The following is a 23,893-nucleotide window of genomic DNA, read 5'->3' on the forward strand; positions in this document are numbered from 1 at the left end:
GAGCGGACCGGCAGTGACAAGGGTGTGGGGCTGGGGTTGTCGATCGTGCGGTCGGTGGTGCGGGCGCATGACGGCACGATCACGGCGGTGCCCCGCGAGGGCGGCGGCCTCGACATGCGGGTCGTCCTCCCGCTCTGACGCAGGCCACAGGGCCGTTGTGCGCCCGCTGGAGCCGCTGAGCGCCCCGGCGGGCGGCTTCGGACATCTGTGCGTACGATCGCCCGTCTCCGGGCCGTACACCGCCTCGCCTGCCGGTTTGACGTGAAGGGGGGTCGGCGTGGATCCTTCGCCGAGTTCGCTTTGCGCGGAATTGAACCGGTCCGCCCGTCGGCCTGTGCGTGTGTGATGCCTCACAGGCGCGAAATTCCGGCCATCTACGCTCCGTGATCGAAATCCCCGTCGGAATGCCGGGGAAGTCCGGGTTTCCGGGGGGTGAGATCACGGGAAGTAGAGGTGGTGGGCTGCGCGAGGTGCGACATTCGGACCGTGTACGGTCCTGATCGCCATCCAAACCGATCACCTCTTCAGGGGTGCGGTTGGGTGTCGATTGAGTAACAGACCTTGATGTGAGGCAAAATCTCCGCCTCAGGTCGGGCACAAGTCCGGCCTCTCACGCGTTACGAGCGCTGAGACACCGCAGACACCCAGAGGGGGAGAGCGAAAATGGCTACGGATTACGACACCCCACGCAAGACCGACGACGACCTCAACGAGGACAGCATTGAAGAGCTGAAGTCGCGGCGGAACGACAAGTCCGCCTCGGCCGTCGACGTCGACGAGTTCGAGCAGGCCGAGGGCCTGGAGCTGCCCGGCGCGGACCTGTCCAACGAAGAGCTGGCCGTGCGCGTGCTGCCCAAGCAGCAGGACGAGTTCACGTGCATGAGCTGCTTCCTGGTCCACCACCGCAGCCAGCTCGCCGCGGAGGACAAGAACGGGCAGCCGATCTGCCGCGACTGCGCGGCCTGAGTCAGGTCCGCGCCGTGGCGGGCGTGAACCCGTTCCGCAAGGGTCCCAAGGGCGTCGAAGGCTCGGCGGCCGGCGCACGATCACGCGAGGAAACCGCGCCCGTGCCCGCCGACCCGGCCGCCCTTCCCGCGGAGCGGATCACCGGTGCACCGGAGGGGCGAGGCCGCACGGCCTCGCTCGCGTCCAAGATCGGCCGTGCTGCCGGCGCCGGCGGCAGGGTGCGGGCCATGGTTGCCGTGATCGCCGACCGGATCATGGAGACCGCCCCGCGGATCCCGGTCCGCGACCTCGCCACCCTGCGCGCCCAGTTCCCCGGACTGACCCCCGAGGACCTGGCCGACAAGCTGGTCGCGGGTGCCTGCAAGGGCACCGCCGCCGTCGGAGCGGGCGTCGGGGCGGCAGCGATGCTGCCCGTACCGCCCGCCATGCCGGCCGAGCTGGCCGCCGAGGTCACCGGCGTCGCCTCGATCGAGATCAAACTGATCGCCGAGCTCCACGAGGTCTACGGCCTGCGGCCCGCCGGGAACTTCCGGCAGCGCGGCATGGCCTATCTGACCTCCTGGACGGAGGAGCGGGGCGTCGACCTCACCAAACCGGCCTCGCTGAACATCGCCCTCGGTGTGCAGATGAGGCGCGAGCTGCGCCAGCAGATCATGAAGCGCACGCTGCGCAACCTCCCCAACCTCACCCCGTTCATGATCGGCGCGTCCGTCGGCGCGTTCATGAACCGCAGGGACACCAGAAAGCTTGCGGAAAAGATCCGTACGGACCTGCGCACGCAGCAGGTCCCCTGGGACGCCCTTCCCGACTCGGCCCCGGCCGCCCCGACGCGCTCCGGGCGGGGCGAAGGGACCCTTCCCCCATCGGGCGGCTGACCCGCCAGGGGCAGTGGCCGGTCAGGACCGTCCGGCCGCCAGCGCGGCCACCAGACGCTCCGGCGCCCGCGTCGAGAGGTACGCGTACGGCGTCGGGTCCTGCGGATCGGTGATCTCCACCCGCACCGCGGTGCGGATGTAGCCGCGCAGCAGCATGAACGCACGGGCGTCGGCCTTGTGCGTACGCCACGCCAGCGCCTCGTCCGCATCCAGCGCCCGCGCCTCGCCCAGCGCCGTCACCGGGATCTTCGCCTCGCCGGCGATCAGCGCGCCGCCCACCACACGGATCCGCGCCGAGCCGTACGTGCTCACCGCCACCGCCGACAGCGCCGCGCCGCCGATCAGTCCGCCGAGCATCCACAGCGTCCCCAGGGGGAGCAGCATCAGGGCGCAGGCGACGCCGATCAGCGCGGCGATCACCCACCAGGACCGGGGCGCGGTGAGGCGTTCTTCGTACGACTGCATGGCTCCAGCTTGGCACGGCGGCGCGGCTCCCTGATGCGCGCGGGTAGGGTCTGCACTCGTGAGTGGAACTGACGAACCCAGGGCGCGGCTGACGCCACCGGCGGACGCTGTGGCCCCGGTCCGGCATGCCGACGCGCCGGCACCCGGAGAACTCCTCGGCGCGCACTACGACCGGTGCTTCGGCTGCGGCACGGGCCAGCCGCACGGCCTGCACCTGGAGGCGCGGGCCGGCGACGGCGTGAGCGTGTCCGCCGAGTTCACCGTCAAGGAGGCCCACCAGGGTGCGCCGGGCCTGGCGCACGGCGGGGTGCTGGCCACCGCGCTGGACGAGACGCTGGGCTCGCTGAACTGGCTGCTGCGGGTGATCGCGGTGACCGGCCGGCTGGAGACCGACTTCGTGCGCCCGGTGCCGCTGGGCACGGTGCTGCACCTGGACGCGCGGGTCACCGCGGTGCACGGGCGCAAGATCTACTCGACGGCCGTGGGGCGCATAGACGGCCCCGACGGTCCGGTCGCGGTGCGCGCCGAGGCCGTCTTCATCGAGGTGAAGGTCGACCACTTCATCGACAACGGAAGGACCGAGGAGATCCAGGCGGCGATGTCCGACCCGGACCAGGTCAAGCGTGCGCGTGCCTTCGAGGTGAACCCGTGAGTCAGGGACGGAATCCGGTGGATGTGCTGCTGCGGCGGCTGGATCCGGAGGTGCCCGTTCCGTCGTACGGGCATCCCGGCGACGCGGGTGTGGACCTGGTGACCACCGAGGCCGCCGAGCTGGCGCCGGGGGAGCGCGCGGTGCTGCCCACCGGGGTGTCGATTGCCCTGCCCGACGGGTATGCGGCATTTGTGCACCCGCGGTCCGGACTGGCCGCGCGGTGCGGTCTCGCGCTGGTGAATGCCCCCGGGACGGTGGATGCCGGGTACCGTGGAGAGATCAAGGTGATCGTGGTCAATCTGGACCCGCGCGACAGCGTGCGGTTCGAGAGGTTCGACCGGATCGCCCAACTGGTCGTCCAGCAGGTCGAGAAGGTGCGCTTCCACGAGGTGGCGGAACTTCCCGGCTCGGCGCGGGCCGAGGGGGGATTCGGTTCCACCGGCGGTCATGCGGCGGTGGGCGGCTCCACGGGCGGGAATGAATACGCATCGGTCGGTGCCGACCGGGAAGGACAGTGACGTGTTCGGACGTCGCAAGAAGAACGAGGCTCCTGAAGAGTCGGTCGAGGACACCACGCTCGACGAGCACGCGGTGAGCGACGCCGATGAGGACGAGGCGCCGCACCAGCGGCTCAATCTTCCGCCCGCGCCGCGCCCCGACGGTCCCTGGGACTCCTCGGAGGTCTCCGAGCCCGGCGAGGGCCGGGTGGACCTCGGCGGGATGTTCGTGCCGGGTGTCGACGGCATGGAGCTCCGGGTGGAGGTCGCCGGTGACGCCATCGTCGCCGCGACCGTGGTGCTGCAGGACAGCGCCGTACAGCTGCAGGCCTTCGCCGCCCCCAAGAACGAGGGCATCTGGGGCGAGGTCCGCGAGGAGATCGCCGCCGGCATCACCCAGCAGGGCGGGGTCATCGACGAGGTCGAGGGCCCGCTGGGCTGGGAGCTGCGTGCCCAGGTACCCGTACAGCTGCCGGACGGCACGAACGGCGTGCAGGTCGTGCGCTTCATCGGCGTCGACGGCCCGCGGTGGTTCCTGCGCGGTGTGATCTCGGGCCAGGGCGCGGTGCAGCCGCAGGCCGCGGGCGTGCTGGAGCACATCTTCCGGGACACCGTCATCGTCCGCGGCGAGGGCCCGATGGCCCCCCGGGACCCGATCGTCCTGAAGCTGCCGGACGACGCCCAGATGGTGCCGGACGGCGTCCAGCAGGACCAGGTCGAGCAGTCGCGCTTCGGTGGTGGCGTCGAGCGCCTGGAGCGTGGACCGGAGATCACCGAGATCCGCTGACACAGCCGGCGGCCGGGCGGCGCACAGGCGCCCCCGGGGCGGCCGGATCGTGACGGTCACACGGGCCCGTACTCCCCTATGGGGGGTGCGGGCCCGCTGTGTTTGTGCAGGTCAGGTCGCGATGCGTAGGAAAGTCGTCAAGGGAGCGCCAATGGCCGTAAGGGACCCGTCAACGGCGGTCACATGCGGCAGGAACGGCGCTTTGCTCTAGGGGTCCTGTCCGCCCCTTCCCCCTAGGAGCACACGATGGCCGATGTGGCCTTCGTCGTCGTCACGATCGCGGTCTTCGCGCTGGTGGCTCTCGTCGCCAAGGGGGTGGCGAAGCTGTGACCGTGGAGAACATCGTCGGCCTGGTCGTGGCCGTCGCCCTGCTCGGCTACCTGGTCCTCGCCCTCGTCTTCCCGGAGAGGTTCTGAGGTGTCGACTGCTGCTGCCGCGGCGGGCCAGATGAGCCCCGTTCTCGCAGGCGTGCTCCAGCTGACGGCGCTCACCGCGGCGCTCGCCCTGGCGTACCGTCCCCTCGGCGACTACATGGCCGCCGTCTACAGCTCTCCCAGGCACCTGCGCATCGAGAAGGTCGTCTACCGCTGCATCGGCGCCCATGCGGACGCCCAGATGCGCTGGCCGGCCTATCTGCGCGGCGTCCTGGCGTTCTCCGCGGTGGGGGTGCTCTTCCTCTACCTGCTGCAGCGTGTCCAGGGCGGTATGCCGCTGTCCCTCGGCTTCGCGTCGATCAGCCCGGACCAGGCGTTCAATACGGCGGCGTCCTTCGTCGCCAACACCAACTGGCAGTCCTACAGCGGCGAACAGGCCATGGGCCACGTCGTGCAGACGGCCGGCCTCGCGGTGCAGAACTTCGTCTCCGCCGCCACCGGCATGGCCGTCGCCATCGCCCTGGTCCGCGGCTTCGCCCGCTCCCGCAGCGGCGACCTGGGCAACTTCTGGGCCGACCTGGTCCGCGGCACCGTACGGGTGCTCGTGCCGATCGCCGTCATCGGCGCGCTCGTCCTGGTCGCCTGTGGTGCCGTCCAGAACTTCGCCGGCATCCACGAGGTCGGCCAGTTCATGGGCGGCTCCCAGCAGACCAACGGTGGCGCGGTCGCCTCCCAGGAGGTCATCAAGGAACTGGGCACCAACGGGGGCGGCTACTTCAACGCCAACTCCGCCCACCCCTTCGAGAACCCCGATGCCTTCACCAACCTCTTCGAGGTCTTCCTGATCCTCGTCATCCCGTTCGCGCTCACCCGAACCTTCGGCAAGCTGGTCGGGAACGTGCGGCAGGGCTACGCGATCCTCGCCACGATGGGCGTCATCTGGCTGGGTTTCACGGCACTGATGATGTGGACCGAGTTCGCCCACGGCGGCCCGGCCCTGCAGGCCGCGGGCGCCGCCATGGAGGGCAAGGAGACCCGCTTCGGCATCGGCGGCTCCTCGATCTTCTCGGTGGCCACCACCCTCACCTCCACCGGCGCGGTCGACTCCTTCCACTCCTCCTTCACGGCCTTCGGCGGCGGCGTCCAGCTGCTCGGCATGATGCTGGGCGAGATCGCCCCCGGCGGCGTGGGGTCCGGGCTCTACGGCATGCTCGTGATGGCGGTCATCGCGGTGTTCATCGCCGGTCTGATGGTGGGCCGGACGCCCGAGTACCTGGGCAAGAAGATCGGCACCCGCGAGATCAAGCTCGCTGCCTGCTACCTCCTCATCACCCCGACGCTGGTGCTCGGCTTCACCGCCGCCTCGATGGTGCTGCCGGACGCACTGGGCTCGATGCTCAACACCAAGGCGCTGGGCGCGGGTTCGCACGGCTTCTCCGAGGTGCTGTACGCCTTCACCTCGGGCGCCAACAACAACGGGTCCGCGTTCGCCGGCCTCAACGCCAACACCCCCTGGTACAACACCACGATCGGTCTGGCGATGCTGCTCGGCCGCTTCCTGCCGATGGTGTTCGTGCTCGCCCTGGCCGGTTCGCTCGCCGAGCAGAAGCCGGTCCCGGTGACCGCGGGCACCCTCCGTACCGAAAAGCCGCTCTTCGCCGGGCTGCTCGTCGGCACGATCCTGATCATCACCGGTCTGACCTACTTCCCGGCGCTGGCCCTCGGGCCGCTTGCGGAGGGCTTGTCATGACCGTCCCTGTGAAACCGGAGGAGTCCGGCCCCATGTCCACCGCCACTCCCACCCGTGCTCCGCACCAGGACGTCCCCAGCGGCCACCAGCCCGGCGACGGCCGCGTGGGGGGCGGTCTCTTCGACCCCAAGCAGCTGATCACGTCCGTGCCGGACGCGCTGCGCAAACTCGACCCGCGGGTGATGGTCAAGTCCCCCGTGATGTTCGTGGTCGAGATCGGTTCCGTGCTGACCACGGTCTTCGCCTGCACAAATCCTTCCGACTGGTTCGGCTGGGCGATCGCCGCCTGGCTGTGGCTGACCGTCATATTCGCCAATCTGGCCGAGGCGGTCGCCGAGGGCCGCGGCAAGGCGCAGGCCGACACCCTGCGCAAGGCCAAGACGGACACCGTCGCGCGCCGGCTGGGCGGCAGCGGCGAGGAGCCGGTGCCCGGCACCGAACTGCGCATCGGGGACCTCGTCGTGTGCGAGGCCGGGGATGTCATTCCCGGTGACGGCGATGTCGTCGAGGGCGTGGCATCCGTCGACGAGTCGGCCATCACCGGGGAGTCGGCCCCGGTCATCCGTGAGTCGGGGGGCGACCGCTCCGCGGTGACCGGCGGGACGAAGGTGCTCTCCGACCGCATCGTCATCAAGATCACAACGAAGCCGGGCGAGACCTTCATCGACCGGATGATCAACCTCGTCGAGGGCGCCGCCCGGCAGAAGACCCCCAACGAGATCGCGCTCAACATCCTGCTCGCCTCGCTGACCATCGTCTTCCTGCTGGCGGTCGTCACCCTCCAGCCCTTCGCGATCTACGCGGGCGCCGAGCAGACGATGATCGTCCTGCTGGCGCTGCTGGTCTGCCTCATCCCGACGACGATCGGCGCACTGCTCTCGGCCATCGGCATCGCCGGCATGGACCGCCTGGTGCAGCGCAACGTCCTGGCCATGTCCGGCCGCGCCGTGGAAGCCGCGGGCGATGTATCGACATTGCTGCTCGACAAGACCGGCACCATCACCCTCGGCAACCGCCAGGCCGCCGAGTTCGTGCCCGTACGCGGCACCACCGAGGCCGAGGTCGCGGACGCCGCCCAGCTGTCCTCGCTGGCCGACGAGACGCCCGAGGGCCGCTCCATCGTCGTGCTCGCCAAGGAGCACTACGGCCTGCGCGAGCGCCACCAGGGTGAGTTGGCGAACGCGGAGTGGATCCCGTTCACCGCCCAGACCCGGATGTCCGGTGTGGACGTCGACGGACGCAAGATCCGCAAGGGGGCGTCCGGTTCCGTCATCGCCTGGGTGCAGGAACGCGGCGGCGCCGTCGCCGAGGACGCCCAGCAGCTCACCGACGCCATCTCCCAGGCCGGCGGCACCCCGCTGCTGGTCGCCCTGGAGGACGCGAGCGGCCCCCGCGTCCTGGGAGTCATCCACCTCAAGGACGTCGTCAAGGACGGGATGCGCGAACGCTTCGTCGAACTGCGCAAGATGGGCATCAGGACCGTCATGATCACGGGGGACAACCCGCTGACGGCCAAGGCCATCGCCGACGAGGCGGGTGTGGACGACTTCCTCGCGGAGGCCACACCCGAGGACAAGATGGCGCTCATCAAGCGTGAGCAGGCCGGCGGCAAGCTGGTCGCGATGACGGGCGACGGCACCAACGACGCCCCCGCCCTGGCGCAGGCGGACGTCGGCGTGGCCATGAACACCGGCACCTCGGCCGCCAAGGAGGCCGGGAACATGGTGGACCTGGACTCCAACCCGACCAAGCTCATCGAGATCGTCGAGATCGGCAAACAGCTGCTGATCACCCGTGGTGCACTGACGACCTTCTCGATCGCCAACGACGTCGCGAAGTACTTCGCCATCATCCCGGCGATGTTCGCGGTGGCCTATCCCGGCCTGGACACCCTCAACATCATGCGGCTGTCCAGCCCCCACTCCGCCATCCTCTCGGCGATCATCTTCAACGCGCTGATCATCGTCGCGCTGGTGCCGCTCGCCCTCAGGGGCGTGCAGTACCGGCCGGTCAGCGCCGACAAGATGCTGCGCCGCAACCTCGCCGTCTACGGACTGGGCGGTCTGATCGCCCCGTTCATCGGCATCAAGCTCATCGACCTGCTCCTCGCTCTCCTCCCCGGAATCGGGTGACCGCCGTGAACAACTCCGTCCGCAACACCGCCCGGTTGATCGGGGCGGGCCTGCGCGCCCTGCTCGTGCTGACCGTGATCTGCGGGGTGGTCTACCCGCTCGTGGTCACCGGAGTGGCGCAGGCGGCGTTCCCCGGCAAGGCCAACGGGTCCGAGGTGAGCTCCCACGGCAAGGTCGTCGGCTCGTCGCTGCTCGGCCAGCGTTACGACAAGGGCAAGGACAAGGCCGGCAATCCCGTCCCGGACCTGAAGTTCTTCCAGCCGCGGCCCTCCGCGGGCCTGGGCAGCAACCAGGCCAACGGCGTCAACACCCAGTACGACCTCCAGGTCTCCGGTGCTTCCAACCTGGGCGCCACCAACACCGACCTCATCAAGGCGGTGAAGGAGCGCAAGAAGTGGGTGGCCGACACCTACGGCGTGCCGGAGTCGAAGGTTCCGGCGGACGCGGTCACCTCGTCGGGCTCCGGACTCGACCCGGACGTCTCGCCCGCCTACGCGGCGCTGCAGGCCGACCGGGTCGCCAGGGAGAACCACCTGCCCGCCGGCACGGTGCGCCAACTGGTCGAGCGCCACACCGACGCCCGCATCCTCGGATTCATGGGTGAACCGCGGGTCAACGTGCTGGAGTTGAACATCGCGCTGAAGGACCTGGTCGCGGGCCGGGCCACGGGCTGAGCAGACGGGTGCACGGGGCGGCCCCCTTGGAGGAGTTCGCGGTTCTCTCCTCCAAGGGGGCCGCCCCGCCCTGATTCGGTGCCGATCCGGCCGGGGCCGGTGCGGGGGCGCCCAGGTGGGGCCGGGTTGGGTTCCTCCGCCGCCCGCCTGCCCGCCCGGCGGGCCGGGGCGCCCGGGCGAGGATCTCTCGCCGGCCGCCCCTTCCCGCGTCACCAGAGGTCGCCGTCGCGCCAGTCGCAGGTGAGGTCGGTGTCGAGGTCGAGCGGGGCCGACGCGGTCGGGAGGACGTAGAGGCAGCCGTCCTCGTCGGCGGTGCGCCGGATGCCGTCAGGGGTGAGGGCCCAGGAGCGGCCGCGCCACAGCTGCCAGCCGCGGCCGGCGTAGAACGACGCGGCCTCGTCGGCGGCGCCGAGCGCACCGAGGTCGTAGCCGCTGCGCACGATCCGCTCCAGCGCCTCCATCATGGCGGCGCCGTATCCGCGGCCACGCCGGTCCGCGCGGACGCCGACGCCCTCCACGTAGCCGCAGCGCAGTGCCTTGCCGCCGTGCAGCAGGCGCCGCTGGACCACGGCCGCGTGCCCGATCAGCTCGCCGTCCTCATGGACGAGGGCGTGCAGGCCGCCGAGTGCGTGCTCCCAGTCCTCCGCGGTCATGTCGTCGAAGACGTCGTACAGGAGGGCGCGGGCCGCCTTGAGGGTGCCGGCGTCCAGGTCGGAGGTGTGGGCGATGCGTACCTCGGGCGTGCGGGGCGTCGCCGGATGTGCCTCGGTCATGGGTGGCATGGTCGCAGTCGGCCGGAGGCTCGGCGAGGGCATTTTTCCGGCCGTGGGGCATCGCTTCTTCCCGACGCCCGCCCCGGTCCTCCCTGCTCGTTCGCCCGGTCCTCCCGCCTCGTCCGTCCGGTCCTCCCCGCCTCGTCCGTCCGGGCCTTCCCCGCGGTCCGTGAAGCCCTCACCTCCCGGCGGTCCGGCCTCTGCGCCCTCGTCCCGGCGGGCGGCCCCGGTCATCGGCCGCCTCCGCCCCAGCGGTCCAGCCCCCGGACCGGCACCCCACCCACAAGGCCTCCCGCCCCAGGGCCCCGCCTCACGGCCCCTCCCTCAGCCGCACTCGCCCGCCCGTATCAGAGTCGCGTCAAGACCGGCCGCCAAGTAGCCGACTGCCCCTTTTGTCCAGTTGTCCGGTCGGTAGGGTCGCAGCAGGTTCAGCCCGGTGGGGGCGGCTTTCACGTAAGACAATGGGGCCATGGCACGCGGCAAGCTACGGATATACCTCGGCGCGGCACCGGGCGTCGGCAAGACGTACGCGATGCTGTCCGAGGCGCACCGGCGCGTGGAGCGGGGCACGGATGTGGTCGTGGCGTTCGTCGAGCACCACGGCAGGCCGCGTACGGAGGTCATGCTGCACGGGCTGGAGCAGATTCGGCGCCGGGAGCTGGAGTACCGCGACGCCGCTTTCACCGAAATGGACGTGGACGCGGTCCTGGAACGCGATCCGGCCGTGGCGGTGGTCGACGAGCTGGCGCACAGCAACGTCCCCGGTTCGCGCAACGGCAAGCGCTGGCAGGACATCGAGGAGCTGCTGGAAGCGGGGATCGATGTGATCTCGACCGTCAACATCCAGCACCTGGAGTCACTCGGGGATGTCGTCGAGTCCATAACGGGGGTGCGGCAGCGCGAGACCGTGCCCGACGAGGTCGTCCGCAGGGCCGACCAGATCGAGCTTGTCGACATGTCGCCACAGGCGATCCGCCGTCGTATGGCGCACGGCAACATCTACCAGCCCGACAAGGTGGACGCCGCCTTGTCCAACTACTTCCGGCCGGGCAACCTCACGGCGCTGCGCGAACTCGCGCTGCTGTGGGTCGCCGACCGGGTGGACGAGTATCTGCAGGAGTACCGGGCGGAGCATTCGATCCGCTCCACCTGGCAGGCGCGTGAGCGCATCGTCGTCGGACTGACCGGCGGGCCGGAGGGCCGTACGCTGATCCGCCGTGCGGCGAGGATGGCGGCCAAGGGGTCGGGCAGCGAGGTGCTCGCCGTCTACATCGCCCGCAGCGACGGGCTGACCTCGGCCTCGCCCAAGGAACTCGCCGTCCAGCGCACGCTGGTGGAGGACCTGGGCGGCACGTTTCATCACGTCATCGGGGACGACATCCCCAGCGCGCTGCTGGAGTTTGCGCGTGGGGTCAACGCCACCCAGATCGTGCTGGGGTCCAGTCGCCGCAAGGCCTGGCAGTACATCTTCGGACCGGGCGTGGGGGCGACCGTCGCCCGTGAGTCGGGGCCCGACCTCGATGTGCACATCGTCACCCACGAGGAGGTCGCCAAGGGCCGGGGGCTGCCGGTGGCACGCGGTGCGCGGCTGGGCCGGGCCAGGATCATCGCCGGCTGGCTCGTCGGTGTCGCCGGGCCGGTCCTGCTCTCGCTGCTGCTGACCGGCATGGCGAACGGCCCCGGGCTCGCCAACGACGTGCTGCTCTTCCTCTTCCTGACGGTCGTCGCCGCGCTGCTCGGCGGGCAGCTGCCCGCCCTGGCGTCCGCCGCGGTCGGCTCGCTGCTGCTGAACTTCTACTTCACGCCGCCCACCCACACCCTCACGGTCGACGACCCCAGGAACATCGTCGCCATCGTGATCTTCTTCGCGGTGGCGGTCTCGGTCGCCTCCGTGGTGGACCTCGCCGCCCGCCGCACCCATCAGGCGGCCAGGTTGCGTGCCGAGTCGGAGATCCTTTCCTTCCTCGCGGGCAGCGTGCTGCGCGGGGAGACGACCCTGGACGCCCTGCTGGAGCGGGTACGGGAGACCTTCGGCATGGAGACGGTGGCGCTGCTGGAGCGGGCCGGCGACGTCGAGCCGTGGACCTGTGCGGGCCGGGCCGGCGGCGACCACGGCAAGCCGCTCCTGCGTCCCGAGGACGCCGATGTCGACATGCCCGTGGGCGACCACATGGCGCTGGCACTGACCGGCCGGGTGCTGCCGGCGGAGGACCGCCGGGTACTGGCCGCGTTCGCCGCCCAGGCCGCCGTCGTCCTGGACCGGCAGCGGCTGGTGGGCGAGGCGGAGCGGGCCCGCGAGCTGGCCGAGGGCAACCGCATCAGGACGGCGCTGCTGGCCGCGGTCAGCCACGATTTGCGGACCCCGCTGGCGAGCATCAAGGCCTCCGTGACCTCCTTGCGCTCCGACGACGTCGCCTGGTCCGAGGAGGACGAGGCGGAGCTGCTGGCCGGCATCGAGGCGGGCGCCGACCGGCTGGACCACCTGGTCGGCAACCTCCTGGACATGTCCCGGCTGCAGACCGGCACGGTCACCCCGCTGATCCGCGAGATCGACCTCGACGAGGTGGTGCCGATGGCGCTCGGCGGCGTCCCGGAGGGCAGCGTCAGCCTCGACATCCCCGAGGAGCTGCCGATCGTCGCCGTCGACCCGGGGCTGCTGGAGCGCTCGGTCGCCAACCTGGTGGAGAACGCCGTGAAATACAGCCCCGATGGGACGCAGGTGCTGGTCTCGGCCAGCGCGCTCGGAGACCGGGTGGAGCTGCGGATCGCCGACCGCGGCCCGGGGGTACCGGACAGCGCCAAGGGCCGGATCTTCGAGCCCTTCCAGCGCTACGGCGACGCCCCGCGCGGCGCAGGCGTGGGCCTCGGGCTTGCCGTGGCGCGGGGCTTCGCGGAGGCGATGGGCGGCACGCTCGCCGCGGAGGACACCCCCGGCGGCGGGATGACGATGGTCCTCACGCTCCGGGCCGCGGCCGGCCGCCCGCCGGCCAGGCCCGACCTTCCCGCCCAGGCCACGACATGACCCGGGCCGTACGGACCACCCTCACCACACTCCCGGCGGGCCCGCCCCGCCGGCCGACGACACCACGAGGAGAACGCCAGTGAACCGGGTGCTTGTGGTCGATGACGAGCCGCAGATCGTCCGCGCCCTCGTGATCAACCTGAAGGCGCGCAAATACGAGGTCGACGCGGCCCCCGACGGAGCCACCGCGCTCAAGCTCGCGGCCGCCCGCCACCCCGATGTGATCGTCCTCGACCTCGGCCTGCCGGACATGGACGGCGTCGAGGTGATCAAGGGATTGCGGGGCTGGACCCGGGTGCCGATCCTGGTGCTCTCCGCCCGGCAGACCTCCGACGAGAAGGTGGAGGCGCTGGACGCGGGCGCGGACGACTACGTCACCAAGCCGTTCGGCATGGACGAGCTGCTGGCCCGGCTGCGGGCGGCGGTGCGCAGGGCCGAGCCGACCGGGCCCGCCGACGCCGAGGTGATCGTGGAGACGGAAGGTTTCTCCGTCGATCTCGCCGCGAAGAAGGTCAACCGAGGCGGCCGGGACATCCGGCTGACCCCCACCGAATGGCATCTGCTGGAGGTCCTGGTCCGCAACGCGGGCCGGCTGGTCAGCCAGAAGCAGCTGCTCCAGGAGGTCTGGGGCCCCTCGTACGGCACCGAGACCAACTACCTGCGGGTCTACATGGCCCAGCTCCGCCGCAAGCTGGAGAGCGACCCCTCGCACCCGAAGCACTTCATCACGGAGCCGGGGATGGGGTACCGCTTCGAGCAGTGAGGCGGCGGCGAGCAGTGAGGCGGCGGAGGCCGGTAACACGGGCCCCCGCGGCGGGCGGCGGCTTTGTGAGGCGGGTACGAAGTCCGCGTGCGGGCCGTGATCGGGGCACCTGGCCACCGGTACGCTGGGCCTATGAGTGCTGGGACCCGTTCCGAGAAGCCGGCAGGTCGTTTCCGTCGGCTGCTCGACAGGCTGTCCTCCTCCGAGGAGGAGCTGCAGTCCGCCGAGCTGCAGCAGGATGCGCAGGACGCGGGGTGCACCCGTATCTGCGACTGTGACGACCGGCAGATAGTGAAGGTCACCGGCACCCTGCGGCATGTGACGCTGCGGCCGCGCGCCGGTGTGCCCGCGCTGGAGGCGGAGCTGTTCGACGGTTCCGCGGCGCTCGACGTGGTGTGGCTCGGCCGCCGCTCCATCGTCGGCATCGAGCCGGGCCGTAAGCTCATCGCCTCGGGCCGGGTCTCCCTGAGCCACGGACGCCGGGTGCTCTTCAATCCGAAGTACGAACTCCGACCGCTCGGACAGGAGTAGCCGGTGACGTCTCACGACCGACCGACCACTGACGCGGATGCCGACCCCGATGCCTCCGCAGGCCCCTCGACCGCCCCGCCCGGGACGGACGAACCAGGAGCCGCCGACAGACAGGTGACCGAGGCGGCGCTGTTCGAGGCGTTCGGCGGCGTACGCGGCATGGTGGAGACCGTCGTCCCCGGCCTGCTGTTCGTCACCATCTTCACGATCAACAAGGACCTGCACCTCTCGGCGATCGCCGCGCTGGCCGTCTCGCTGGTGCTGGCCGCAGCCCGCCTGATCCGCCGGGACACCGTCAAGCACGCCTTCGGCGGCGTCTTCGGGGTGGCCTTCGGCGTGGTCTTCGCGATGATGACGGGCAACGCCAAGGACTTCTATCTGCCGGGGATGCTCTACACCCTCGGACTGGCCCTCGCGTACATGATCACCACGGTCGCGGGGGTCCCGCTGATCGGTCTGATCCTGGGGCCGGTGTTCAAGGAGAACCTCTCCTGGCGCACCCGCAACCCGGGACGGAAGAAGGCGTACGCCAAGGCCAGCTGGGCCTGGGGACTGATCCTCTTCGCCAAGTGCGCGATCCTCTTCCCGCTGTACTGGTGGGCCGACACCACTCAGCTCGGCTGGGTGCTGATCGCGCTGAAGATCCCGCCGTTCCTGCTCGCCGTCTATCTCACGTGGGTCTTCCTGGCGAAGGCCCCCGCGCCGATCGACGTCTTCGCCGAGATGGAGGCGAAGGAGAAGGCCGAGAAGGAGGCGGAGGAGCGGCGCCGCGGCGAGCGGGAGACGCTCGACCGGGTCGCCGACGGCGTCTACCAGGACATGGCGTCCGAGGCCGTGGCGGAGGGCACCGACGAGCGGCCGCGACGGGCCCGCCACCGCCGCTGACGCGACGGCACACGGCTGCGCACACACCTGCGCCCGGGGCCCGGGAACCACTCGGTTCCCGGGCCCCGGGCGTTGCTCATGGCCGGTGGCGGGCGCCACGGCTGCGCACGGCAGCCGTGGCACGCCCCCGGTGGACCGCCGGTCCGGACGGCGCTATGCGTCCTCGCGCCGCATCGACAGCAGGTCCTCCAGCTGCTCCTCGCGCGACTGGGCCGCCACGAACAGCAGCTCGTCACCGGCCTCCAGCGCGTCCTCCTTGTTGGGCGTGAGCACCCGCGTACCGCGGATGATCGTCACCAGGGAGGTGTCCTCGGGCCACTCCACATCGCCGACCCGGGTGCCGGCCAGCGCGGCCTCCGGGGGCAGCGTCAGCTCGACGAGGTTGGCATCGCCGTGGCTGAAGCGCAGCAGCCGGACGAGATCGCCCACGCTCACCGCCTCCTCGACCAGGGCCGACATCAGACGCGGCGTCGAGACCGCGACGTCCACGCCCCACGACTCGTTGAACAGCCACTCGTTCTTCGGGTTGTTGACCCGGGCGACCACCCGCGGCACGCCGTACTCGGTCTTGGCGAGCAGCGAGACGACGAGGTTGACCTTGTCGTCGCCGGTCGCCGCGATGACGACGTTGCAGCGCTGCAGCGCCGCCTCGTCCAGCGAGGTGATCTCGCAGGCGTCCGCCAGCAGCCACTCCGCCAGCGGCACCCGCTCGACCGAGATGGCGGTCGGCGCCTTGTCGATGAGCAGGATCTCGTGCCCGTTCTCCAGCAGCTCGCCCGCGATGGAACGGCCCACCGCGCCGGCGCCTGCGATCGCGACCCTCATGCGTGCGCCCCCTCGGGACCCGTGGCGAATGCCGCCTCGACCTTCTCGACCTCGTCGGTGCGCATCATGACGTGCACCAGATCGCCTTCCTGCAGCACGGTCTGCGAGGTCGGCAGAATCGCCTCGCCCAACCGGGTGAGGAAGGCGACGCGGACGCCGGTCTCCTCCTGGAGGGTGCTGATCTTGTGGCCGACCCAGGAGGGGGAGGTGTGCACCTCCGCGAGCTGGACGCCGCCGCTCGGGTCCCGCCACAGCGGTTCGGCGCCCGAGGGCAGCAGCCGGCGCAGCATCTGGTCGGCGGTCCAGCGGACGGTGGCGACGGTCGGGATGCCCAGGCGCTGGTAGACCTCGGCGCGGCGGGGGTCGTAGATACGGGCCGCTACATTCTCGACACCGAACATCTCACGGGCCACCCGGGCGGCGATGATGTTGGAGTTGTCACCACTGGAGACGGCCGCGAAGGCGCCCGCCTCCTCGATGCCGGCCTCGCGCAGGGTGTCCTGGTCGAAGCCGACGCCGGTCACCCGGCGGCCGCCGAAGGACGAACCCAGGCGACGGAACGCCGTCGGGTCCTGGTCCACCACGGCGATGGTGTGACCCTGGCTCTCCAGGGTCTGCGCAAGCGCGGAGCCCACGCGCCCGCACCCCATGATGACGATGTGCATGCTGATTACCCCGTGCCCTGTACTAGCGCGCTGACCTGCACAAACACCCTGCTCACTACTTTCTTCTCCCAGTACCGGCGACACGGAGCCACGGCTCGCGACAGGACCGGGCGCGTCAGCGGGGGCGCTGGGCGCACCGTGGTCCGGTACAACCGTAGCCGTAATGGCGCTCCCGGTAGGGGGCGCGGTGGGCCGTGGTCCGATGCGGATCCGCGCCGTCCGCGCGACGGCGTCCCGCGCCGGGCTGCGCCGCCCGGCGCCCGTGAGGCACGCTACGAGGTGTGCCCAACCTGCCTCTCCAGCCCCAACAGGGCTCTTGCACCCCGCACATGGTGGTCTGCGGCGACGATGCGCTGGCGCGTCGGCTCGCCACCGAGCTCCGGGACGTCTACGGCGAACGGGTGACGCTCGTCGTCCCTTCCGCCCGGGAGCCGCACCGCCCCCGGATCCCGCCGCCGGCCCGCGCGCTCGACCGGGCCACCGCGCTGCTGGGCCGGGTGTCGGCGGCGATGACGCGGACGACGCCGCTGGCGCCCGAGGATCTCGACGACGGCGCGGAGGCGCAGGAGGAGACCGTACGGGTCCTGGAGGCGGCGCAGCCGGACGATGCGGCACTGGCCGCGGCCGGCGTCGCCGGGGCGGACGCCCTGGCGCTGGTCTACGACGACGACGAGCTCAACATCCACGCCGCGCTGCGGGCCCGCAGGCTCAACCCCCGGCTGCGGCTGGTCATCCGGCTCTACAACCGCAAACTCGGCCAGCATCTGGAGGAGTTGCTCGACCAGGCGGCCGCGGTCGCCGCCCTGGACTCCGACGACGCCGGGGGCGCGGAGGCCGTCGACGCCTCCACGACCGTCCTGTCCGACGCCGACACCGTGGCGCCCGCGCTGGCGGCCGCCGCGGTCGCCGGGACCAGCAAGGTCATCGAGGCGGACGGGCTGCTGCTGCGCGCCGTGGAGCGTACGCCGGTGCCGCCGGGCCGGCCCGGCGATCCGGGGCTGTGCACCCTGGCGCTGCTCTCGGCCTCCGCCAACGACCCCGAGGAGGCGCCGAGTTCGGCGGCCGGCGACGAGGGCCCCGTACTGCTGCCGGACGATGCCGCGGCCGCGGACGCCGTCGGCTGCGGAACCGTCGTGCTGGAGACCGTCTCCTATACGGGACGGCCGGTGCGCCGCCGCCGGCTCCGTGGCCGCGGCGCCCCGCTCGCCTCGCTCTTCTCCCGGCGGCTGCGCTGGTCCCTGGCCGCGGTCGTCGGCGCGGTGCTGGCGCTGGCCGTCGCCGGCTCCCTGACCACCGGCGAGGACCCGGTGCACGCCGCCTACCTCTCACTGCTGGACCTCTTCGCGATCAACGACCCGGCGACCCACGACCCGACGCCCCGCAAGGTGCTGCAGCTGCTGTCCGGACTGACCGGCCTGTTGCTGCTGCCGGTGCTCGTCGCGGCGGCGTTCGAGGGGCTCGGCACCTTCCGCAGCGCCTCGGCCCTGCGCCGCCCGCCACGCGGCCTCGCGGGGCATGTGGTGCTCCTCGGCCTCGGCAAGGTCGGCACCCGGGTACTGGCACGGCTGCACGAGATGGGCATCCCCGTGGTGTGCATCGAAGGGGACCCGGAGGCGCGGGGCATCGCACTGGCCCGCCGGCTGCGGGTGCCCACCGTTCTGGGTGACGTCACGCACGAAGGTGTCCTGGAAGCCGCGATGATCGAGCGCGCGGCCACCCTGCTCGCCCTGACCAGCGAGGACACCACCAACCTGGAGGCCGCCCTCTACGCGCGCTCGGTCCAGCCGCGGCTGCGGGTGACCCTGCGGCTGTTCGACGACCGGTTCGCCACCGCCGTCTACCGCACCCTGCGCGCCGCGCACCCGCGGGCGCTGACCCGCAGCCGCAGCGTCAGCTACCTGGCCGCGCCCGCCTTCGCCGGCGCGATGATGGGCCGCCAGATCCTGGGCGCCATTCCGGTCGAGCGCCGGGTGCTGCTGGTCGCCCGGGTCGAGGTGCGCGGCCACGTCTCGCTGGAGGGCCGTACGGTCGCCGAGGTGCTCCGGCCGGGCCGGCTGCGGGTGCTGGCGGTCGACACCTCCGCACCGGACGACCCGGACGGCACGGCCGCCGCGCCCCCACCGGAACCGGAACGCGAGCCGGCCCATCTGGTGCACGAGCTCGGCGACGGCTACGTCCTCCGCCCCCAGGACCGGGTCCTGCTGGTCGCCACCCGGCAGGGACTGGGCGATCTGCACGGCCGGCGCCATGGGGAAGCGGGGGCCGGGGCCGGGGCTGAGCCCGGGGCTGGTGTCGGGGGAGCCCCACAGGAGTGAATCGCGGGTGCGCGGGGTGACTCGACGACGGGTGACCTCTTGGCATCTAGGGGTGCCCTACCGGCACCTGGGGTGCCTCTCCGGCGGGTGACCCACCGGCACGTGGAGGTGACCTGCCGGCACCTGAGAGTGACTTCCGCCGCGCGTCCATGACGGCCGGTGTCACTTCGCGACGGGCGCAGTCGTTCGCGTGACGGTTCACACCCTCTTCGTGACAGCTCACCGTGCCCCCGTGACAGGTTGTGTCATCCCCGTGACGGGGTGCGTCAGCATCCGTGACGAACACCACGGGCGCGGCCTACCGGGGCCGTACCGTGCGCGCGACGTGCGAATCCTGTGGAGGTGAGGGGCCGCAATGCGCCTCTCAGCAGGGCAGATGCACTCCGCTCGGCGCGCTGTGCTCCGCGCCGAAGCCACCCGATCCGGTAGCGGGTGGGCGCAGACCTTGACGAAGGCTTAGCATCCTCTGCGTGTCCAAACTGACCGACGTGCCCAAACGGATCTTGATCGGGCGCGCACTGCGCAGCGACAAGCTCGGGGAGACCCTGCTTCCCAAGCGCATCGCACTACCCGTCTTCGCCTCCGACCCGCTCTCCTCCGTGGCCTACGCGCCGGGCGAGGTGCTGCTCGTCCTGTCCGTCGCGGGTGTGTCTGCGTACAACTTCAGCCCCTGGATCGCGGTCGCGGTCGTGGTGCTGATGTTCACCGTCGTCGCGTCGTACCGGCAGAACGTGCACGCCTACCCGAGCGGTGGCGGTGACTACGAGGTCGCCAACACCAACCTCGGCCCCAAGGCCGGTCTCACCGTCGCCAGCGCCCTGCTCGTCGACTACGTGCTGACCGTCGCGGTCTCCATCGCCTCCGGGGTGGAGAACCTGGGCTCCGCGATCCCGTTCGTCGTCCAGCACAAGACCCTGTGCGCGATCGCCATCATCGTGCTGCTGACGCTGATGAACCTGCGCGGCGTCAAGGAATCGGGCAAGCTCTTCGCGATCCCGACCTATGTCTTCGTGGCCGGCGTCTTCATCATGATCGCCTGGGGCGTGATCCGCGGCGTCGTCCTGGGCGACACCATGAAGGCCCCCACCGCGGACTTCACCATCCACGCGGAACAGGGCGGCCTGGCCGGCTTCGCCCTGGTCTTCCTCATGCTGCGGGCCTTCTCCTCCGGCTGTGCCGCGCTCACCGGCGTCGAGGCGATCTCCAACGGCGTCCCGGCCTTCCGCAAGCCGAAGTCCAAGAACGCCGCGACCACCCTGGCCCTCATGGGCGGGCTGGCCGTCACCATGTTCTGCGGCATCATCGGCCTGGCCATGGCCACCCACGTCAGGATGGCGGAGACCCCCGCCAAGGACCTGCTCGACCACGGCAAGCCGATCGGCCCCGGCTACACCCAGAACCCGGTCATCTCGCAGGTGGCCGAGGCGGTCTTCGGCAAGGGCAGCTTCCTGTTCGTCATCCTGGCCGCCGCCACCGCACTGGTGCTGTTCCTCGCCGCCAACACGGCCTACAACGGCTTCCCGCTGCTCGGCTCGATCCTCGCCCAGGACCGCTACCTGCCGCGCCAGCTGCACACCCGCGGCGACCGCCTGGCGTTCTCCAACGGCATCGTCCTGCTGGCCGGGGCCGCCGCGATCCTCGTCTACCTCTACGGCGCGGACTCCACCCGCCTCATCCAGCTCTACATCGTCGGCGTCTTCGTCTCGTTCACGCTCAGCCAGACCGGCATGGTCCGCCACTGGAACCGCCACCTGCTGTCCGAGACCGACCCGGCCAAGCGCCGCCGGATGCACCGCTCCCGCGCCATCAACGCCTTCGGCGCCTTCTTCACGGGCCTGGTCCTGGTCGTCGTCCTCCTGACGAAGTTCACCCACGGCGCCTGGGTCGCGCTCCTGGGCATGGTCATCTTCTTTGTGACGATGTCCGCGATCCGCCGCCACTACGACCGGGTCGCCGACGAGATCGCCGCCGAGGACACCCCCGACGACGACGTGGTCCGCCCCTCCCGGGTGCACTCCCTCGTCCTGGTCTCCAAGGTGCACAAGCCCACCCTGCGCGCCCTGAACTACGCCAAGCTGATGCGCTCCGACAGCCTCGAAGCGGTCAGCGTGGACGTCGACCAGGCCGACACCAAGGCCCTGCGGGAGGAGTGGGAGCGCCGCGGCATCGAGGTGCCGCTGAAGGTGCTGGCCTCCCCGTACCGCGAGATCACCCGGCCGATCATCGACTACGTCAAGTCGCTGCGCCGGGAGAGCCCGCGCGACGCCGTCTCCGTCTACATCCCGGAGTACGTCGTCGGCCACTGGTACGAGCACCTCCTCCACAACCAGTCCGCACTGCGCCTCAAGGGCCGCCTCCTGTTCACCCCCGGCGTCATGGTCACCTCCGTGCCCTGGCAGCTGGACTCCTCCGAGGCCGCCAAGCTGCGCGCCCGCAAGCGCGCGGAGTGGAACGCCCCGGGTGCGGTCCGCCGCGGCCCGGTCGCCCAGCCGAAGAAGGAGAAGGCGGCCCCCAAGAAGTAGGGCGGCCGCCCGGGTGCGGGGGCGGCCACGCCGGGCGCCGGACGGGTACGGCGGCGAGCGCGACCGGCGGCGGCAGGACAGGACCGGGGCACGACACGCGGGGACGTAGACTTGACGGTCGGCGTCCCGCCGTCCCTCCGGTCCGTACCGCGCGCCCCGTACGGCCCGTCTCGCCCCGCACCACCCACCACAGGAGCCCTCCCGCCATGCAGGCAGAACCGAAGAAATCGCTGGTCGGCGAGGAGTACGAGGTCGAGATCGGCCCGGTCGCACACGGCGGCCACTGCATCGCCCGCACCGACGAGGGCCAGGTCCTCTTCGTACGGCACGCCCTGCCCGGCGAGCGGGTGATCGCCCGCGTCACCGACGGCGAGGAGGGCGCCCGCTTCCTGCGCACCGACGCCGTGGAGATCCTCACCCCCTCCAAGGACCGGGTCGAGGCCCCCTGCCCCTTCTCCGGCCCCGGCAAGTGCGGCGGCTGCGACTGGCAGCACGCCAAGCCCGGAGCCCAGCGTCGGCTCAAGGGCGAGGTGGTGGCAGAGCAGCTGATGCGGCTGGCCGGACTGACCCCGGAGGCGGCCGGCTGGGACGGCACCGTCGAGCCCGCCCCCGGCGACAAGGTCGGCCCCGGCGAGGTTCCCGCCTGGCGCACCCGCGTCCAGTACGCCATCGACGCCGACGGCCACGCGGGTCTGCGCAAGCACCGCTCCCACGACATCGAGCCGGTCACCCACTGCATGATCGCCGCCCCGGGAGTCTCCGAACTCGGCATCGAGAAGCGCGAGTGGCCGCAGATGGCCACCGTCGAGGCGATCGCGGCCACCGGCTCCCACGACCGTCAGGTCATCCTCACCCCGCGCCCCGGCGGCCGCCTCCCCATCGTCGAACTCGACAAGCCGGTCTCCGTCCTGCGCGTCGGTGAGAAGGACGGCGGCGTCCACCGCGTCCACGGCCGCCCCTTCGTCCGCGAACGCGCCGCCGACCGCACCTGGCGGGTCGGCAACGGCGGCTTCTGGCAGGTCCACCCGAAGGCCGCCGACCTCCTCGTCGAAGCCGTCATGCAGGGCCTGATGCCCAAGAAGGGCGACATGGCCCTCGACCTGTACTGCGGCGTCGGCCTCTTCGCCGGCGCCCTCGCCGAACGCGTCGGCGACAAGGGCGCGGTCCTCGGCATCGAATCCGGCAAGCGCGCCGTCGAGGACGCCCGCCACAACCTCCAGGACCTCGACCGCGTCCGCATCGAGCACGGCAAGGTCGAGTCGATCCTCCCCCGCACCGGCATCACCGACGTCGACCTCGTCGTCCTCGACCCGCCCCGCGCCGGCGCCGGCAAGCAGACCGTCACCCACCTCGCCTCCCTCACCCCCCGCCGCATCGCCTACGTCGCCTGCGACCCGGCAGCCCTGGCCCGCGACCTCAAGTACTTCGCAGAGGCGGGCTACGTGCCACGGCGGATGCGGGCGTTTGATCTGTTTCCGATGACGCATCATGTGGAGTGCGTTGTGGTGCTGGAGCGGGGGACCAAGGGAGCCTGAACTGCCCGGTTCCGTGTAGCCGTTGCTGCCGGAAGGAGGGCAGCTGACGTCATCGGGAGCGGGGCCGCTGAGAACCTGCGCGACGGATGCGGAGGGGACCGCGGGCCTCGCTCTCCTTGACGGGTGAGCCGGCCTGGGTCACCTCGACCCTGCCGGCCGCCGCCAGACGCCAGGCGGCTCGGCGGGCCGGTTCCATCAAGGCTCGCCAGCCTTCGTCGTCCCCCTCGTAGACTTCACGCGCGGCGTCGGACGGGCAGATCGAAGCCGTGACCGCACGTCGCTCCAGCAGGTCCGTGATGACCTGCTCCAGCCGTCGGGTGAGCTGGTCCGTCTCCGTCACGCAATCAAGTGTGGCACCGTTCGCCTGGAGCAGACGTGGCGGGCCTCCCCACGGTGCATGCCGTGCCGATGTCACGGCGCTCAGCTGATGCTCCGGGCTTCCGCGGGTTCCACGGAGAGGGACAGGTGGCGTCTGTCCGTCGGTCCCTTCGCTGCGACGTGCAGCCGATGAGGCACGATGCCGAGAGCGTCGTGATGCTGGAGAAGGCGTCCCCGCAGCTCGATGTGGGGACGCCGGGAGTGCAGGATGCTCGGGAAGAGGGGGAGACCGAGCGCTTTTCGGAGCTGCCGGCTTCGTCGGAGCGCGCCCGCCGTGCGGCTGCCGCTGTGACCAGGGGGCACGGCGACCTGACGGTCCGGGACGGCTCGAACCACTGCGGACGTGCCCCCCAAGTCGTGCACCACTCATAGGATCGTGTAAGTTCTACGAGTTGCCACGGAGCCGACAGGTCCCACGGCAGCCATCCCGCCGCTTCGCGGCACACCACTACTGCACGGCCCCTCATCGGGACCAATTTCGGCATGCCGAAATTCGACCGTGACGTG

At 71.2% G+C, this 23,893-nt stretch carries 22 protein-coding genes; 17 read left to right on the top strand and 5 right to left on the bottom strand.

All coding sequences use genetic code 11. The features are described 5' to 3' along the window. The 3 genes from AB0411_RS37170 to AB0411_RS37180 form a co-directional block, all read left to right on the top strand. Positions 1-138: ATP-binding protein (locus AB0411_RS37170; RefSeq protein ID WP_366420958.1), on the top strand; the 138-nt coding region annotated here is incomplete at its 5' end. Between the two features lie 525 nt (positions 139-663). Further along, complete coding sequence (locus tag AB0411_RS37175) at positions 664-966, top strand: DUF4193 domain-containing protein (RefSeq protein ID WP_003982531.1); 303 nt, start codon at positions 664-666, stop codon at positions 964-966. 101 nt (positions 967-1,067) lie between these two features. Further along, on the top strand, positions 1,068-1,841 hold the full coding sequence (locus AB0411_RS37180) for a hypothetical protein (protein ID WP_366421659.1): 774 nt from the start codon (positions 1,068-1,070) through the stop codon (positions 1,839-1,841). A gap of 21 nt (positions 1,842-1,862) precedes the next feature. On the opposite strand, the gene AB0411_RS37185 is transcribed toward AB0411_RS37180, so the two are convergent. After that, a complete protein-coding gene (locus AB0411_RS37185; protein ID WP_366421660.1) occupies positions 1,863-2,306 on the bottom strand; it encodes a DUF3093 domain-containing protein in 444 nt (147 codons plus the stop codon). Positions 2,307-2,364: 58 nt separating this feature from the next. Here AB0411_RS37185 and AB0411_RS37190 point away from each other — a divergent pair, with 58 nt between their 5' ends. From AB0411_RS37190 to kdpC, 7 genes are all read left to right on the top strand, one after another. Continuing rightward, on the top strand, positions 2,365-2,958 hold the full coding sequence (locus tag AB0411_RS37190) for a PaaI family thioesterase (RefSeq protein ID WP_088800456.1): 594 nt from the start codon (positions 2,365-2,367) through the stop codon (positions 2,956-2,958). Next, complete coding sequence (dut, locus tag AB0411_RS37195) at positions 2,955-3,476, top strand: dUTP diphosphatase (RefSeq protein ID WP_366421661.1); 522 nt, start codon at positions 2,955-2,957, stop codon at positions 3,474-3,476. The genes AB0411_RS37190 and dut overlap by 4 nt, the downstream gene beginning before the upstream one ends. A 1-nt stretch (position 3,477) precedes the next feature. Next, complete coding sequence (locus AB0411_RS37200; RefSeq protein ID WP_366421662.1) at positions 3,478-4,242, top strand: DUF3710 domain-containing protein; 765 nt, start codon at positions 3,478-3,480, stop codon at positions 4,240-4,242. 326 nt (positions 4,243-4,568) lie between these two features. Continuing rightward, complete coding sequence (kdpF, locus tag AB0411_RS37205) at positions 4,569-4,658, top strand: K(+)-transporting ATPase subunit F (RefSeq protein ID WP_018543380.1); 90 nt, start codon at positions 4,569-4,571, stop codon at positions 4,656-4,658. Between the two features lie 31 nt (positions 4,659-4,689). Further along, the gene (gene kdpA / locus AB0411_RS37210) at positions 4,690-6,366 is read left to right on the top strand and encodes a potassium-transporting ATPase subunit KdpA (protein ID WP_366421670.1); all 1,677 of its coding nucleotides are present in this window, start codon (positions 4,690-4,692) and stop codon (positions 6,364-6,366) included. 32 nt (positions 6,367-6,398) lie between these two features. After that, positions 6,399-8,498 (top strand): potassium-transporting ATPase subunit KdpB, encoded by a 2,100-nt coding sequence (gene kdpB, locus AB0411_RS37215; protein WP_366421663.1) that lies wholly within the window; start codon positions 6,399-6,401, stop codon positions 8,496-8,498. 5 nt (positions 8,499-8,503) lie between these two features. Then, entirely contained in the window at positions 8,504-9,172 is a 669-nt protein-coding gene (gene kdpC, locus AB0411_RS37220; RefSeq protein ID WP_366421664.1) for a potassium-transporting ATPase subunit KdpC, read from the top strand. A gap of 209 nt (positions 9,173-9,381) precedes the next feature. Here kdpC and AB0411_RS37225 read toward each other — a convergent pair whose 3' ends face one another. Then, the gene (locus AB0411_RS37225) at positions 9,382-9,954 is read right to left on the bottom strand and encodes a GNAT family N-acetyltransferase (RefSeq protein ID WP_403152956.1); all 573 of its coding nucleotides are present in this window, start codon (positions 9,952-9,954) and stop codon (positions 9,382-9,384) included. 460 nt (positions 9,955-10,414) lie between these two features. On the opposite strand from AB0411_RS37225, the gene AB0411_RS37230 reads away from it, so the two are divergent. The 4 genes from AB0411_RS37230 to AB0411_RS37245 all read left to right on the top strand — a co-directional run bounded on the left by AB0411_RS37230 (position 10,415) and on the right by AB0411_RS37245 (position 15,146). Beyond that, positions 10,415-12,967, top strand: a complete 2,553-nt coding sequence (locus tag AB0411_RS37230; RefSeq protein ID WP_366421666.1) for a sensor histidine kinase KdpD — start codon at positions 10,415-10,417, stop codon at positions 12,965-12,967. 79 nt (positions 12,968-13,046) lie between these two features. Then, positions 13,047-13,730 carry a response regulator gene (locus AB0411_RS37235; protein ID WP_030993540.1) on the top strand — a complete coding sequence of 228 codons (684 nt, stop codon included), beginning with the start codon at positions 13,047-13,049 and terminating at the stop codon, positions 13,728-13,730. Positions 13,731-13,862: 132 nt separating this feature from the next. Beyond that, a complete protein-coding gene (locus AB0411_RS37240) occupies positions 13,863-14,261 on the top strand; it encodes an OB-fold nucleic acid binding domain-containing protein (protein WP_030088861.1) in 399 nt (132 codons plus the stop codon). A 3-nt stretch (positions 14,262-14,264) separates the two neighbouring features. Beyond that, positions 14,265-15,146: a DUF3159 domain-containing protein gene (locus AB0411_RS37245; protein ID WP_403152962.1), complete on the top strand. Its 882-nt coding sequence runs from the start codon at positions 14,265-14,267 to the stop codon at positions 15,144-15,146. 153 nt (positions 15,147-15,299) lie between these two features. Here the strand turns inward: AB0411_RS37245 and AB0411_RS37250 are convergent, their stop codons facing one another. Together AB0411_RS37250 and AB0411_RS37255 are read right to left on the bottom strand one after the other, a co-directional pair. Further along, positions 15,300-15,971, bottom strand: a complete 672-nt coding sequence (locus AB0411_RS37250; protein ID WP_026170356.1) for a potassium channel family protein — start codon at positions 15,969-15,971, stop codon at positions 15,300-15,302. Further along, complete coding sequence (locus AB0411_RS37255) at positions 15,968-16,636, bottom strand: potassium channel family protein (protein ID WP_086721044.1); 669 nt, start codon at positions 16,634-16,636, stop codon at positions 15,968-15,970. The genes AB0411_RS37250 and AB0411_RS37255 overlap by 4 nt, the downstream gene beginning before the upstream one ends. Before the next feature lie 329 nt (positions 16,637-16,965). On the opposite strand from AB0411_RS37255, the gene AB0411_RS37260 reads away from it, so the two are divergent. The 3 genes from AB0411_RS37260 (at position 16,966) to AB0411_RS37270 (ending at position 23,008) form a co-directional block, all read left to right on the top strand. Continuing rightward, a complete protein-coding gene (locus tag AB0411_RS37260; protein ID WP_366421672.1) occupies positions 16,966-18,951 on the top strand; it encodes an NAD(P)-binding protein in 1,986 nt (661 codons plus the stop codon). Positions 18,952-19,421: 470 nt separating this feature from the next. Next, positions 19,422-21,473: an APC family permease gene (locus AB0411_RS37265; RefSeq protein WP_366421667.1), complete on the top strand. Its 2,052-nt coding sequence runs from the start codon at positions 19,422-19,424 to the stop codon at positions 21,471-21,473. A gap of 206 nt (positions 21,474-21,679) precedes the next feature. Next, positions 21,680-23,008, top strand: coding sequence for a class I SAM-dependent RNA methyltransferase (locus AB0411_RS37270; RefSeq protein WP_366421668.1), 1,329 nt, complete (start codon positions 21,680-21,682; stop codon positions 23,006-23,008). Between the two features lie 49 nt (positions 23,009-23,057). Here AB0411_RS37270 and AB0411_RS37275 read toward each other — a convergent pair whose 3' ends face one another. Next, positions 23,058-23,348, bottom strand: a complete 291-nt coding sequence (locus AB0411_RS37275; protein ID WP_366421669.1) for a DUF3253 domain-containing protein — start codon at positions 23,346-23,348, stop codon at positions 23,058-23,060. Positions 23,349-23,893: the final 545 nt, after the last annotated feature.

The organism is Streptomyces angustmyceticus (assembly GCF_040701845.1).
Classification (GTDB): Bacteria; Actinomycetota; Actinomycetes; order Streptomycetales; family Streptomycetaceae; genus Streptomyces; species Streptomyces angustmyceticus_A.

Coding starts and splice junctions, on each gene's coding strand:
- AB0411_RS37230 (WP_366421666.1), top strand. CDS start 10,415: ATGGCACGCGGCAAGCTACGGATATACCTCGGCGCGGCACCGGGCGTC.
- AB0411_RS37175 (WP_003982531.1), top strand. CDS start 664: ATGGCTACGGATTACGACACCCCACGCAAGACCGACGACGACCTCAAC.
- AB0411_RS37270 (WP_366421668.1), top strand. CDS start 21,680: ATGCAGGCAGAACCGAAGAAATCGCTGGTCGGCGAGGAGTACGAGGTC.
- kdpB (WP_366421663.1), top strand. CDS start 6,399: ATGTCCACCGCCACTCCCACCCGTGCTCCGCACCAGGACGTCCCCAGC.
- AB0411_RS37250 (WP_026170356.1), bottom strand. CDS start 15,971: ATGAGGGTCGCGATCGCAGGCGCCGGCGCGGTGGGCCGTTCCATCGCG.
- AB0411_RS37240 (WP_030088861.1), top strand. CDS start 13,863: ATGAGTGCTGGGACCCGTTCCGAGAAGCCGGCAGGTCGTTTCCGTCGG.
- kdpA (WP_366421670.1), top strand. CDS start 4,690: ATGAGCCCCGTTCTCGCAGGCGTGCTCCAGCTGACGGCGCTCACCGCG.
- AB0411_RS37225 (WP_403152956.1), bottom strand. CDS start 9,954: ATGCCACCCATGACCGAGGCACATCCGGCGACGCCCCGCACGCCCGAG.
- AB0411_RS37185 (WP_366421660.1), bottom strand. CDS start 2,306: ATGCAGTCGTACGAAGAACGCCTCACCGCGCCCCGGTCCTGGTGGGTG.
- AB0411_RS37260 (WP_366421672.1), top strand. CDS start 16,966: ATGGTGGTCTGCGGCGACGATGCGCTGGCGCGTCGGCTCGCCACCGAG.
- AB0411_RS37255 (WP_086721044.1), bottom strand. CDS start 16,636: ATGCACATCGTCATCATGGGGTGCGGGCGCGTGGGCTCCGCGCTTGCG.